Raw genomic sequence first — 13,409 nt, forward strand, 5'->3', positions numbered from 1 at the left:
TCTTACTTCTCCTTCTTGGCGCCGTAGCGGCTGCGGGCCTGCTTGCGGTTCTTGACACCCTGGGTGTCGAGCGAACCGCGGATGATCTTGTAGCGAACACCGGGCAGGTCCTTCACACGACCGCCACGCACGAGCACGATGGAGTGCTCCTGCAGGTTGTGTCCCTCACCGGGAATGTAAGCAGTGACTTCGATCCCGCTGGTCAGACGCACACGCGCGACCTTACGCAGGGCCGAGTTCGGCTTCTTCGGGGTGGTCGTGAACACACGCGTGCAGACACCACGGCGCTGGGGCGAACCCTCGAGCGCGGGCGTCTTGTTCTTCTCGACCTTGTCCTGCCGGCCCTTCCGGACCAGCTGCTGGATCGTAGGCACTACTTCTCCGGTTTCTGTGTGCCGATGGTGGAGCTAACCTGGAACGTCGCCGACCCACGCGGTCGGGTGTGTCGAATACTGCAGATCCCCGCCGCGAGGCGGGAAGGACGCAGATTGCGGTGGTCGCTTACGGCTCCCCGTGCGGTTCGCAGGCACACACGAGGGCCAGGGCACACCCCAGGCACAAGGTCTGAGCGTACCTACCTCAACGACTTCGGTCAAAACAAATGAAGGCCGGTACGACACGCCGGGCTCCGAGCGGCCCACGAGCCCTCCTTTGACAGCTTGTGGCGGCTTGCGCCTGCTTTTGGCTGCTTGCGAGCCAAGGTGGCTGAATCGCGCCCTTTACAGCCCTGCGGGCCTACCCGTTCAGTACCTTGATCCGTCCGCTGCGACGATTCGGGGGCAGAGCGTGATCAGGACGGCCGCGTACTCACTGGACGACGGGGGCCTGGACGACCGGGTGCCCTTTCTCGCCCGCCTCGAACAAGAAGACCGCACGGCCCTCCTGTCCCTGGGCCGCGAGCTGAATTTCGCCACCAGGGTGGCCCTGATCCACCAGAGCGAGCCCTCCGCCCACGTCCTCTTCCTGATCCAGGGCTGGACGAAGGTCACCGCGTCGGCCGCCAACGGCTACGAGGCACTCCTCGCGCTGCGCGGCCCCGGCGACATAGTCGGCGAGTCGTCGGCACTCACCGGGCGCCCCCGGTCGGCCACGGTGACCGCGCTGGAGGCGGTGCGGGCGGTGGCTGTAGAGCACGAACGCTTCAAGGACTTCCTGGGCCGTTCACCAGCGGTTTCCTTCGCCCTGCTGGGCCTCACCGCCGACCGCACCCGGGCCGCGGACCGCCGCCGTCTGGAGTTCGCGTCGATGAACGTACGAGAACGCTTCGCGATCCTCCTCCTCGACCTGGCCCGCACCCACGGCCGCCGCACCCCCGAGGGCATCGAACTCTCCGTCCCCCTGAGCAAACAGGAACTGGCGGGCTCGGTGGGCGCGTCGAGGGAGATGGTCCAGCGCCTGCTGAGAGAACTACGCGAGAAGGAGGCGGTGGAAACGGGGAGGCGGGCGCTGCTGATACGCCGGCCGGACATCCTGCGAAGGATCGCGGCGGCGGAGGGCTGAGTCCGGTGAGTGGGGCGGCTGGGGTGCCGGGGGTGCCTTGTGTGCGCCGGCCCGCACCTCCAGCCCGTCCGGCGTTTGAGGACGAGGCCCCTTCAGGGCCGAAGCGGGGGTCTGGGGGCGGCAGCCCCCAGCAGACGCCCACACCATCTCCCCGCACCAACTTCCCGCACCCCGCAACACCTTCTGTGTACCCCGTCACACTCCGACTGCGTCATCCGCCCTCCCTGCACACCGCCCACACCCGCCACGCTGCTGCAAGCAACCCCCACATGTCGAAGGGCGATCATGACCGACCCCGTGAGCCGCACGATCCTGCTGCTGGACATAGAGAGGTTCAGCGACCGGGACGACGTGGAGCAGGCGTACCTGCGGCGCATGCTCTACGACATCACCGACCGCACACTGGAACGCGCCGGCATCGACGAGACCCGCCGCCTCCGCGCCGACCGCGGGGACTCCGTGATGGAGCTCATCGACGCGAACGCCCCGGTCACCGCCCTGCTGCGCGCCCTCCTCGTGGACGTCCCGGCGCAGTTGCGCGCCGTCAACCGCATGGCGTCCAGCTCCGCCCAGATCCGACTGCGCGGGGTCCTCGCCACCGGTTACGTGGCCGTGGACAAGCACGACGGCTGGGTCGGCACCGACCTGAACAACGCCTGCCGGCTGCTGGACGCCCAGCTGCTGCGGGCCGCCCTGAGCGAACGCCCCCACGACTTCGCGCTGATGGTCTCGGACGCCCTGTACACCGGCGTCGTACGGCACGACCATCCCGGCATCCCTGCCGACGAGTTCCACCCGGTCGGGGTCGACACCAAGAACGGCCCGATGAGGGCCTGGCTGCACGGCCCGCTGCCCAGTGGCCACGAGGCAGCCCCGACCGGCACCATCGGCAGCACCAGCGCCAGCACGGCCGGCACCGCCGACCAGGACCACCGTGGCACGGGGGCGGGGGAGGCGCCGGGCGGATCGGGGGACCGCCCGGCGCCACAAGCCCCGCCGACACCGGAGGCGACGGACGCACCGAGAGTCCCCGCGCAGGGCACCTCTCCCGAGAGCCGCCCCGCCCCGGGCCCCGTCTTCAACTTCAACGGCGCCGTGAACATCGGCGGCAGCGTGGTGGCAGGCGACCAGACCGGCGTGAGCGGCGGCCAGGTCACCGGGGACGTCAACATGGGCGGCCGTAACGGGAGTGACGGCTCATGAGCACCCCGGACGCGGCGGAGGCCGCCCGCCCCTTATCCACCGACGCCCCGTCCGCCTCCGCCGACGGCAAGGACGGCAGAGACGGCGCCGCGAAAGACTCCAAGGACTCCAAGGACGGAAAGGAGTCCAAGGAGGCCGAGGGCTCCGAGGGGTCGGAGGAGCACGAACAGCCCCAGACCGCCTGGTCGGCCCGGCGCGACCTGATCGACCACAGCCCCCGGTCCATGAACCTCGGCGACCGTGCCCGCTTCGGCGGCAGCATGGTCGGCGGCAACCAGCACGGCGTCAGCGGCGGCCAGGTCGCCGGTGACGTGATCATGGGCAGCAAGACGGAGATCCACCAGTGGGCGATACCCGGGTTCTCCGCCCCGTCCGCCGCCGCCTCCACGTCCGGCGAGGTCCCGCAGACCACGCTGGACCGGCTCGCCGCCTCGTTCGTGGCCGCCGAGGAGACCGTCGAGGCCCTGCTCGTCCGGCTGCGCCGCGACCGCGTCCTCGTTCTGTCGGGCGCCCGCTTCACCGGCAGACACACGGCCGCCCTGATGCTGCTGCGCCGGCTCGGGGCGGCCCCCGTACACACGCTCGACCGCGACACGAACCCGAGCACCCTTGCGGACAAGTTCACGGCGCCGGACGCGGCAGCCGACGGATCTGCGGCCGTGGGAGCCGCAGCCGGAGGAACCCCGGCCCACCCCCGCGGCTACGTTCTCGCCGACCTCGTCACCCGCCGCGACGGCCCCCTCCGCGAGCACCACCTCCTCGCCGCCTGCGACCGCCTCACCGCGCTGGACGCCTACCTCGTCGTCACGGTGGGCCCGACCGCCGTCCTGGAGGACGTACCGGTCGTCACCTGGCAGCCGCCGGACCCGGCCGACGTCCTGGCCGCCCACCTCCGCACCCGCGTGGCGGACACCGCCACCGCCACCGACGACGCAGACAAGGCGGCGACGGTGACGAAGCTGCTCGAACTCCCGGACGTCACCGAGTTCCTGAGCCGCAGTCACCAACTGCGCGAGGTCGCCGCGTTCGCCCAGCTGCTCGGCCGGTACGCGGCCGGTGAGGTCACCGAGAACGCCGTCGCCCAGTTCTCCCTGATCTCCCTGGAGAACCAGGTCCAGGAGTGGTTCGAGGAGGACGAGTCGTCGATCCATCTGCGTGACAAGGCGTTCCTGGTCGCGTTGGCCGCGTTCGACGACGGCCCGTACGCCCTCACCGCCGAACTCAGCGATCTGCTCTACCGCTTCCTCCAGGAGACCCAGAAGCCGGGGAGTGCCCCCGAGGTCCCCGTCTTCGGCACCCACATCGGCAAGCGCCTCCAACTGGCCCGCGCCGAGCGGTACGAGGACGACGAGCACACCGAGTGGGGCCCGGTGACGCAGCAGAAGGCCCGGTTCGTCGACGACCGCGCCTCCCTCGTACTCCTGCGCGAGGTCTGGACGGGTCACCCCTCCGCGCGCCCGGCGCTGATCGACTGGCTGCGCCGGCTTGCCGACGACGGCCGCCCCCTGGTCCGGACCCGGGCCGCGTCCACGGTGGCCGTCCTGGCCCGTACGGACCTGCCCTCGGCCATGGCCCTGGTCATCCAGCCCTGGGCGACCTCCAACCGCTTCCGGCACCGCCTGGTGGCCGTCAACGCGCTCACCCTCGCCCACCTCCTGGACACGCCGAACATTCCGCGCATCCTCGACGAGTGGTCCAAGGGCGAGGACCGGCGGCTGCGCTGGGTGGCCGTACGGGCGTACGCGCTGATCGGCGCCGAACGCCCCGAGCAGGCCCTCGCCGCCCTGCGCACCGCGGCCCGCAGCCTGTACCGGGACCTCGCCGACCCGGACGACTTCGATCGGGAGATGGCCCGCGAACTCGGCGAGGCCGTCGCCCTGTTGCTCCTCTCCGAGGCCAGCGACGCGGTCCTCGCCGAACTGCGCCTGCACCTCCCCGACGACCGCCCGGTGCACGACCTGACCATCGGCGGCTTCGTCAGCGCCTGCCGCCACACCCAGGACGACGAGCGGTACGGCCATCCGCTGGTCCTCGCCTGGTACGCGCAGTCCGCCACCGAGGGCTCGGCCGCCGCCTACGGCATCCCGTTCCTGTGGCGGGCGGCCCTGAACGACCCGAACGCGACCCGGCACGCCCTGGACGTACTGCGCGAGTGGGTCCTCATCGCCGACCGCTCGACGGCCACGGAGTGGGCCCTGGCGGCCCTGCTCCCGACCCTGGTCACCACCCCGGCGGAGTACCAGCGCCTGGGCCACCTCCTGCGGACGATGCCGGGCGAGGACGGCGCGAAGCCACCCGCGGTGTCCGCCCGCCTCCTGACGACACTCCCCGTCCGCTAGGCCAGACACACATCCCTGCTCACCGCTCACCGAGGAGCACCGCACGATGTCCGCCTTCCACCGCCCGCCCGAGTGGCAGCAGTCCGCAGACCGGCACACCCAGCTGATCGACCCGGTGCTCACCGTGCGCCAGCTGTCGCGCTTCGAGCTCTCCCTGAAGTCGACGGTCCGCATCGACCACGCGCTCGTCTTCTCGACCGCCAAGGGCGGCTACGAGGCCTACCTCCCGCCCCGCCGACCGACGCGCAGCGACATCGCGGCGCGGCACTACACCGCGGTGTACGAGGTCGACATGGGCGTGCATCCCTTCTCCGGCACGCTCACGCTCCCCAGTGACAACGACGCGTTCGAGTTCTCGGCCGAGCTCGACCTGTCCTGGCAGGTCATCGACCCGGCCCGGTTCGTGGGCAGCGGCCACCGGGACGTACCGGGCCTGCTCATCGGCGAACTCCAGCGCGCGGCCCGCCCGGTGAGCCGGCGCTTTCCGATCGCGGACAGCGCGGCGGCGGAGGGGGAGCTCCTCCAGGCGATCAACGTCCTGGGCCCGCTGGGCGCCCCCGCGGGCCTCCAGACCACCTGGACCCTGCGGCTGCGCCGCGACCAGGAGAACATCGACCACCAGCGCCGCCTCCAGGCGATCGACCACTCGGCGACCGAGCAGGTACGAGTGGCCCAGCGCGGCTCCGAGATCGACGTGGAGGTGGACCGCCGCAACCGCGCGCAGGACGCCCTCCAGATCGAGCGCTCGATGTCGTACGGCGCCCAGCAGCAGCACCTGGCTCTCCAGCAGCAGCGCTGGGACTACGAGCAGGCGGCCCTGCAGAGCAGCCAGCAGCACCAGCTGTCCATCCAACAGGGCTACCAGGAACTGGAGTTGCAGCAGATAGAGGCGAAGAAGATCGCCTTCTACCAGTACCACCTGCAACAGGGCGGCGTGCAGGCCTGGGCCCTCCACCTGTCCCAGCACCCCGAGGACTCCCGCCTTGTCATGACGAGTATGCGCGAGGACCAACTCCGCATGATCCAGGCCCAGATGGACCTGGTGAAGGACCTGCTGCACGGCGACACGGCGGAGAAGTTCGAGCTGGAGGGCCCCAAACAACTGGCCCTGCGCACAGTGAGCGACATCCTCAACCAGCGCCTCCCGGGCGTCCCCCAGACACCTCCCCCGCTCCCGGACGGCGACCCGGCCCCGGGCGACCCGTACGCCGGGTACGGCCAAGGCGCCCCGGGGGCACCGGCGCAGCCGGGGTACGGCCAGGCAGTCCCCGGGATGCCGGCGCAGCCGGGGTTCGTTCCCGGCCAACTCGACTCCTCGTACGCGCAACCCGGCCGCCCCGTCTCCGACCCCGCCGACCAGCCCCCGAGCGGCGCGCCCCAGGCTCAGGCCGCCCAGCCGGTGACGCCTCCGACCGCCGCGCCCGGCCAGACGCCCAGCGCCCCCGCCTGGGGCCCCCAGTCGCCGACCGGCCCGTATCCGGGCGCTCCGCAGCCGCCCGCGCCCGCCCCGGGCTCCGCAGGCCCCTACGGAGCCACCCCCGGCCCCACCGGCTTCCCCGGCTACACCCCGCCCACTCCCCCGCCGTACCAGCAGCCGTACACCGCTCCACAGCCGCCGGGCGCCTACGGAACTCCGGCCGCCCCCGCCTGGCAGCCACCTCCGGGCTACGGCAGCACCCCGACCCTCCCCGGCCAGCAGAACGCGGCGGCGGCGGACGGGCCGGCCGAGGGCCCCGACGACGCGGCCAAGGAGGACAGGGCGGGCAGCGGCACATGACGACGCTCGACCCCCGCCCCACCCCGGCACCGCCCCCGCCAGCCACTCCCGGCGGCCCGGCCGACCCCACCCAGCTCTGCGAACGCCTCCTCGCGGACCTCCGTACCGAGATCGCCCGCGCCGACAGCAAGGCATCCGTCCTGGTCGCCGCGCTGGGGATGACCGCCGGTGTGTTCAGCGGACTGCTCGCCGGGCGGAACTGGAACCCGGCCGCGCTCAGCACGTTCGGCACCGTCGTCTGGAGTGCCGGGGCAGGGTCCCTGGTGCTGTCCCTGTTCTCGCTGCTCCTCGCCGTGCTGCCCCGCTACCGCTCCGAACCGTGGGCGCCGGGCCAGCCGCTCTCCTACTTCGGCGACATCCAACAGGCCGTACGGCTCGGCGGGTTGGAGGCAGCGCTCGCCGACACCCTGCGCGACCCCACGGCAGCGCTCACCTCGGCGCTCACCGAGACGAGCCGTATCGCCGCACGCAAGCACCAGTGGATCCGTACCGGCCTGATCTCCTTCTGCACCGGCACGCTCCTCCTTCCCGCCTCACTGCTCATCGGCTGAACACACCGGGCCGGACCGCTCAGTCACCGTCCCCGCACGTGAAGGAAGACCATGACCCAACCACCACCGGACCACCCCGAGCCCTCCGAATACCCCCTGTTCCCGCCGACGTACCCCGAGCAGCAAACACCCCACCCCTCACCCCAGCCGCCCTACCCCGGCCAACCCGCACCCCCGTACCCCCAGGCCACCCAACCCCCACCCCGCTACCCGGACCCGGCCAAGCCCCCCCAGAACCCGAACACGACCCAGCGCCCCGACCACCCGGACTTCACCGAACCCCCGGCCTACCCGGACGCGACCCCGCGATCCCAGCACCCGAACACCCCTCAGCGCCCCGACCACCCGGACTTCGCCGAACCCCCGGCCTACCCGGACGCGCCCCGACAATCCCAGCACCCCGACACCACCCAGCACCCGACCTACCCCGGCACACCCCGACAGCCCCCGCACGCTGACGCGGCCCGGCGACGGCCCCAGAGCCCCCACACAACCCAGCCTCCGACCTACCCGGGCTTCACCGAACCCCCGGCCTACCCGGACGCGACCCCGCGATCCCCACACACGAACACCGCCCAGCGCCCCGATCACCCCGGCTTCGCCGAACCTCCGACCTACCCCGGCGCGCCCCAGCAGTCCCCCCACCCGGACTCGACCCAGCGGTCCAACTACCCGGGCTTCGCCGAACCCCCGGCCTACCCGGACGCGCCCCGACAATCCCAGCATCCCGACACCACCCAGCCCCCGACCTACCCCGGCGCACCCCAGCAGCCCTCGCACGCGGATGCCGCCCAACCCCCGGCCTACCCCGGCGCACCCCAGCAGCCCTCGCACGCGGATGCCGCCCAACCCCCGGCCTACCCCGGCGCACCCCAGCAACCCCAACACCCGAACGCCGCCCAACCCCCGACCTACCCGGGTGCGGCCCCGACCCCGCCCCCCGCCTACCCGGGCGCCGCTCCCGCCCAGCCCCCGCCCTACCCCCAGGCCACCGCCCAGCCCATCCCCCCGCAGTACGCGCCCCCTCAGCAACCCCCGACCACATCCGCGCCGCCCGCTCCTCCCACCCAGCACCCCCACCACATCTCCACCGACCGCCAGCGCGTCCACATCTCCGCCCACCAGCGCCGTACCGACGCCACCGCCGTGGGCAACCTCCTCCTCTACCTCCCGAACTTCCTCTGCAGCCTCCTCGTCGTCAGCATGTTCTCCCTCTTCTTCGGCGACCTCGCGTTCCTCGTGATCATCGCCTGGATAGTGAGCGGCGCACTCGTCTTCCACCGGCCCAGCGAAAGCGCCCTCGCGCGCCGTTTGCTCCATCTGCGCTACCCCACGCCGCAAGAACGAGCCAAACTCGAACCGGTCTGGCGCGAGGTCACCGCCCGCGCGGGTGTCGAGGGCCGCAACTACGAACTCTGGGTCGAGGACAGCGACGGCCTGAACGCGGTCGCCGCCGCCGGCCACATCGTCGGTGTCACCCGCTTCGCCATGAACGAGCTGCCCAACGGCGAACTCGCCGCCGTCATGGCACACGAGCTGGGCCACCACGTCGGCGGCCACGCCTGGTCAGGGCTCCTCGGCTACTGGTACGCGCAGCCCGGCCGTATCGCCTGGCGCTTCCTGCGCGCGTTCTCGGGGTTCGTCTTCAAGGTGTCCCGCGCCTTCTCCTGCTTCGGCGTCGGCTTCGTCGTACTCGTCCTCGGCAGCATCGCCATGGCGACCATCAGCACGCTGTACGGCCTGCCCCTGCTGGTCCTGGCGGTGCCGTACGCCCTGGCCGCGGTCGGCCGCCGCGCCGAACTCCGCGCCGACGAACACGCGGCGGCCCTCGGCTTCGCCCCGATGCTGGCCTCCGTACTCGGCAAGCTCCATCAGGAGGAGCAGCGGCAGACGGCCGCGCTCGCCGCGCTCAACAACGGTGTGGCGCCGGAGGAGAGTCCCCTGAGCAAGCTGCTCTCCTCGCACCCGGACTACCACACCCGGCTGCACCACCTGCAGCCGTACCTCCAGCAGCAACGCTGAGACAGGACACGCCGAAGGGCGGCCACCCCGCAACCGGGGTGACCGCCCTTCGTACTGCCAAGCAACTACCGACTACCGCTTACCAACTACTGCCTACTGGTTGTAGGGCCCGTAGTCGTAGTCCTCCAGCGGAACGGCCTGGCCGGAGCCCGTGCCGAACGGCGAGTAGTCGATGTCGTCGTAGCCGACGGCCGAGTACATCGCGGCCTTGGCCTCCTCGGTCGGCTCCACCCGGATGTTGCGGTAGCGGGACAGACCCGTACCGGCCGGGATGAGCTTACCGATGATGACGTTCTCCTTGAGGCCGATGAGGCTGTCGGACTTGGCGTTGATCGCCGCGTCCGTCAGCACTCGGGTCGTCTCCTGGAAGGAGGCGGCCGACAGCCAGGATTCCGTCGCCAGCGAGGCCTTGGTGATACCCATCAGCTGCGGACGGCCGGAGGCCGGGTGGCCGCCTTCCTGGACCACACGACGGTTCTCGGTCTCGAACTTGCCACGCTCGACCAGCTCACCGGGCAGCAGCTCGGCGTCGCCGGACTCGATGATCGTCACACGGCGGAGCATCTGCCGGATGATGATCTCGATGTGCTTGTCGTGGATCGACACACCCTGCGAGTTGTAGACCTTCTGGACCTCGCCGACCAGGTGGACCTGGACCGCGCGCTGACCGAGGATCCGCAGCACGTCGTGCGGGTTGGTGGCACCGAAGGTGAGCTTCTGGCCCACCTCGACGTGGTCACCCTCACGCACCATGACCTTGGCGCGCTTCGAGATCGGGAACGCCGTCTCGTCGCTGCCGTCGTCCGGGGTGATGACGATCTTCTTGGTCTTCTCGGTCTCCTCGATACGGACGCGGCCGGCCGCCTCCGAGATCGGGGCGACACCCTTGGGCGTACGAGCCTCGAAGAGCTCGACGACACGGGGCAGACCCTGGGTGATGTCGTCACCGGCCACACCACCGGTGTGGAAGGTACGCATCGTCAGCTGGGTACCGGGCTCACCGATGGACTGGGCGGCGATGATGCCGACCGCCTCACCGATGTCGACCAGCTTGCCGGTGGCCAGCGAACGGCCGTAGCACATGGCGCAGGTGCCGACGGCGGACTCGCAGGTCAGGACCGAGCGGGTCTTGACCTCCTCGACGCCGTGCCTGACCAGCTCGTCGATGAGGACGTCACCGAGGTCGGTGTTGGCCGGGGCCAGCACACGTCCGTCGAGGGTGATGTCCTCGGCCAGCGCACGGGCGTACACCGACGTCTCGACGTTCTCGGTCTTGCGCAGCACACCGGCTTCGTCACGCTCGGCGATCGCCAGCTTGAGGCCGCGGTCGGTGCCGCAGTCCTCCTCGCGGATGATGACGTCCTGCGAGACGTCCACCAGACGACGGGTGAGGTAACCCGAGTCGGCGGTACGCAGGGCGGTGTCCGCGAGACCCTTACGGGCACCGTGGGTGGAGATGAAGTACTCCAGCACCGACAGGCCCTCACGGAAGGACGCCTTGATCGGACGCGGGATCGTCTCGTTCTTCGCGTTCGACACCAGACCACGCATACCGGCGATCTGACGCATCTGCATCATGTTTCCTCGGGCACCCGAGTCAACCATCATGAAGATGGGGTTCGTCTTGGGGAAGTTCGCGTTCATCGCCTCGGCAACCTCGTTGGTCGCCTTGGTCCAGATCGCGATGAGCTCCTGCGTGCGCTCGTCCTTGGTGATCAGACCGCGCTCGTACTGCTTCTGGACCTTCTCGTCCAGCTCCTCGTAGCCCCTGACGATGGCCTTCTTGGCCTCGGGCACGACGACGTCGGAGATGGCCACGGTGACACCGGAGCGCGTGCCCCAGTAGAAGCCCGCCGCCTTCAGGTTGTCGAGCGTCGCCGCCACGATGACCTTGGGGTAGCGCTCAGCGAGGTCGTTGACGATCTCGCCGAGCTGCTTCTTGCCCACCGAGTAGTCGACGAACGGGTAGTCCTCGGGCAGCAGCTCGTTGAAGAGCGCGCGGCCCAGGGTGGTACGCAGGCGGAACGTGTCCCCCTGCTGCCACTCGGGCTCGTTCTCCTCACGGGCCGGCGGGGTCCAGCCGCGCGGCGGGATGGTGCCCACCGGGAAGCGGATGTCGATCGCCGACTGCAGCGCGAGCTCACCGTTGTCGAACGCCATGGTCGCCTCGGCCGTGGAGCCGAACGCACGGCCCTCGCCCTTGACGTCACGCAGTTCACCGTCGGTGGTGAGGAAGAACAGACCGAGGACCATGTCCTGGGTCGGCATCGTCACCGGACGGCCGTCGGCGGGCTTGAGGATGTTGTTCGAGGACAGCATCAGGATGCGGGCCTCGGCCTGCGCCTCCGCGGAGAGCGGCAGGTGGACGGCCATCTGGTCACCGTCGAAGTCCGCGTTGAACGCGGTGCAGACGAGCGGGTGGATCTGGATGGCCTTGCCCTCGACGAGCTGCGGCTCGAAGGCCTGGATGCCGAGGCGGTGCAGCGTGGGCGCACGGTTCAGCAGCACCGGGTGCTCGGCGATGACCTCTTCGAGGACGTCGTACACGACGGTGCGGCCGCGCTCGACCATGCGCTTGGCGCTCTTGATGTTCTGCGCGTGGTTCAGGTCGACCAGGCGCTTCATCACGAACGGCTTGAAGAGCTCCAGCGCCATCGCCTTCGGCAGACCGCACTGGTGCAGCTTCAGCTGCGGACCGACGACGATCACGGAACGCGCGGAGTAGTCCACACGCTTGCCGAGCAGGTTCTGACGGAATCGACCCTGCTTGCCCTTCAGCATGTCGCTGAGGGACTTCAGCGGGCGGTTACCGGGACCGGTGACCGGACGGCCACGACGACCGTTGTCGAACAGCGCGTCGACGGCCTCCTGGAGCATGCGCTTCTCGTTGTTCACGATGATCTCGGGAGCACCGAGGTCGAGAAGCCGCTTCAGACGGTTGTTCCGGTTGATCACACGGCGGTACAGGTCGTTCAGGTCGGAGGTCGCGAAGCGGCCACCGTCCAGCTGCACCATCGGGCGAAGGTCCGGCGGGATGACCGGGACGCAGTCGAGGACCATGCCCTTGGGGCTGTTGGAGGTCTGCAGGAAGGCAGACACGACCTTCAGCCGCTTCAGGGCGCGGGTCTTCTTCTGGCCCTTGCCGGTACGGATGATCTCGCGGAGGCGCTCGGCCTCCTCCTCCAGGTCGAAGGACTCCAGGCGCTTCTGCAGCGCCGCGGCACCCATCGAACCGTCGAAGTAGGTCCCGAAGCGGTCGCGCAGCTCGCGGTAGAGCAGCTCGTCGCCCTCCAGGTCCTGGACCTTGAGGTTCTTGAACCGGGTCCACACCTCGTCGAGACGGTCGATCTCGCGCTGCGAACGGTCCCGCAGCTGCTTCATCTCCCGCTCGGCACCTTCGCGCACCTTGCGGCGTACGTCGGCCTTGGCACCCTCGGCCTCCAGCTCGCCCAGGTCGCTTTCCAGCTTCTTGGCGCGGGCTTCGAGGTCGGAGTCGCGGCGGTTCTCGACCTGCTGCCGCTCGACGGAGACGTGCGCCTCCAGGGAGGGCAGGTCACGCGTACGGCGCTCGTCGTCGACGTACGTGATCATGTACGCCGCGAAGTAGATGACCTTCTCAAGGTCCTTCGGGGCGAGGTCGAGCAGGTAGCCCAGCCGCGACGGAACGCCCTTGAAGTACCAGATGTGGGTGACGGGAGCGGCGAGCTCGATGTGGCCCATCCGCTCACGACGCACCTTGGCGCGAGTGACCTCGACGCCACAGCGCTCACAGATGATGCCCTTGAAGCGGACGCGCTTGTACTTGCCGCAGTAGCACTCCCAGTCCCGGGTCGGACCGAAGATCTTCTCGCAGAAGAGTCCGTCCTTTTCGGGCTTGAGCGTGCGGTAGTTGATCGTCTCGGGCTTCTTGACCTCGCCGTGGCTCCACTGACGGATGTCGTCAGCGGTGGCCAGACCGATCCGGAGCTCGTCGAAGAAGTTGACGTCGAGCACTATGCGTCAATCCCTCTCAGGGTT

The 13,409-nt window shown here is 70.1% G+C and carries 8 protein-coding genes; 6 read left to right on the plus strand and 2 right to left on the minus strand.

Translation table 11 applies throughout. The features are described 5' to 3' along the window. Positions 1-2: 2 nt before the first annotated feature. A complete protein-coding gene (gene rpsL, locus QA861_RS41925; RefSeq protein WP_003948652.1) occupies positions 3-374 on the minus strand; it encodes a 30S ribosomal protein S12 in 372 nt (123 codons plus the stop codon). Positions 375-786: 412 nt separating this feature from the next. Between rpsL and QA861_RS41930 the strand changes: the two genes are divergently transcribed. From QA861_RS41930 to QA861_RS41955, 6 genes are all read left to right on the plus strand, one after another. After that, complete coding sequence (locus QA861_RS41930) at positions 787-1,500, plus strand: Crp/Fnr family transcriptional regulator (protein WP_334594156.1); 714 nt, start codon at positions 787-789, stop codon at positions 1,498-1,500. A gap of 285 nt (positions 1,501-1,785) precedes the next feature. Continuing rightward, positions 1,786-2,703 (plus strand): hypothetical protein, encoded by a 918-nt coding sequence (locus QA861_RS41935; RefSeq protein WP_334594157.1) that lies wholly within the window; start codon positions 1,786-1,788, stop codon positions 2,701-2,703. Further along, entirely contained in the window at positions 2,700-5,042 is a 2,343-nt protein-coding gene (locus tag QA861_RS41940) for a hypothetical protein (RefSeq protein WP_334594158.1), read from the plus strand. Before QA861_RS41935 ends, QA861_RS41940 begins: the two co-directional genes overlap by 4 nt. A gap of 46 nt (positions 5,043-5,088) precedes the next feature. Next, a complete protein-coding gene (locus QA861_RS41945) occupies positions 5,089-6,819 on the plus strand; it encodes a hypothetical protein (protein ID WP_334594160.1) in 1,731 nt (576 codons plus the stop codon). Further along, positions 6,816-7,370, plus strand: a complete 555-nt coding sequence (locus tag QA861_RS41950; RefSeq protein ID WP_334594162.1) for a Pycsar system effector family protein — start codon at positions 6,816-6,818, stop codon at positions 7,368-7,370. The genes QA861_RS41945 and QA861_RS41950 overlap by 4 nt, the downstream gene beginning before the upstream one ends. Positions 7,371-7,421: 51 nt before the next feature. After that, entirely contained in the window at positions 7,422-9,392 is a 1,971-nt protein-coding gene (locus tag QA861_RS41955) for a M48 family metalloprotease (protein ID WP_334594163.1), read from the plus strand. A gap of 93 nt (positions 9,393-9,485) precedes the next feature. Here the strand turns inward: QA861_RS41955 and QA861_RS41960 are convergent, their stop codons facing one another. Next, positions 9,486-13,385: a DNA-directed RNA polymerase subunit beta' gene (locus QA861_RS41960; RefSeq protein ID WP_334594165.1), complete on the minus strand. Its 3,900-nt coding sequence runs from the start codon at positions 13,383-13,385 to the stop codon at positions 9,486-9,488. Positions 13,386-13,409: the final 24 nt, after the last annotated feature.

This window comes from Streptomyces sp. B21-083, assembly GCF_036898825.1.
In the GTDB taxonomy this organism is placed as follows: Bacteria; Actinomycetota; Actinomycetes; order Streptomycetales; family Streptomycetaceae; genus Streptomyces.

Bases quoted from the DNA above. Each gene is read 5' to 3' on its own strand.
- QA861_RS41940 (WP_334594158.1), top strand. From the start codon at position 2,700: ATGAGCACCCCGGACGCGGCGGAGGCCGCCCGCCCCTTATCCACCGAC.
- QA861_RS41935 (WP_334594157.1), top strand. From the start codon at position 1,786: ATGACCGACCCCGTGAGCCGCACGATCCTGCTGCTGGACATAGAGAGG.
- QA861_RS41950 (WP_334594162.1), top strand. From the start codon at position 6,816: ATGACGACGCTCGACCCCCGCCCCACCCCGGCACCGCCCCCGCCAGCC.
- QA861_RS41955 (WP_334594163.1), top strand. From the start codon at position 7,422: ATGACCCAACCACCACCGGACCACCCCGAGCCCTCCGAATACCCCCTG.
- QA861_RS41945 (WP_334594160.1), top strand. From the start codon at position 5,089: ATGTCCGCCTTCCACCGCCCGCCCGAGTGGCAGCAGTCCGCAGACCGG.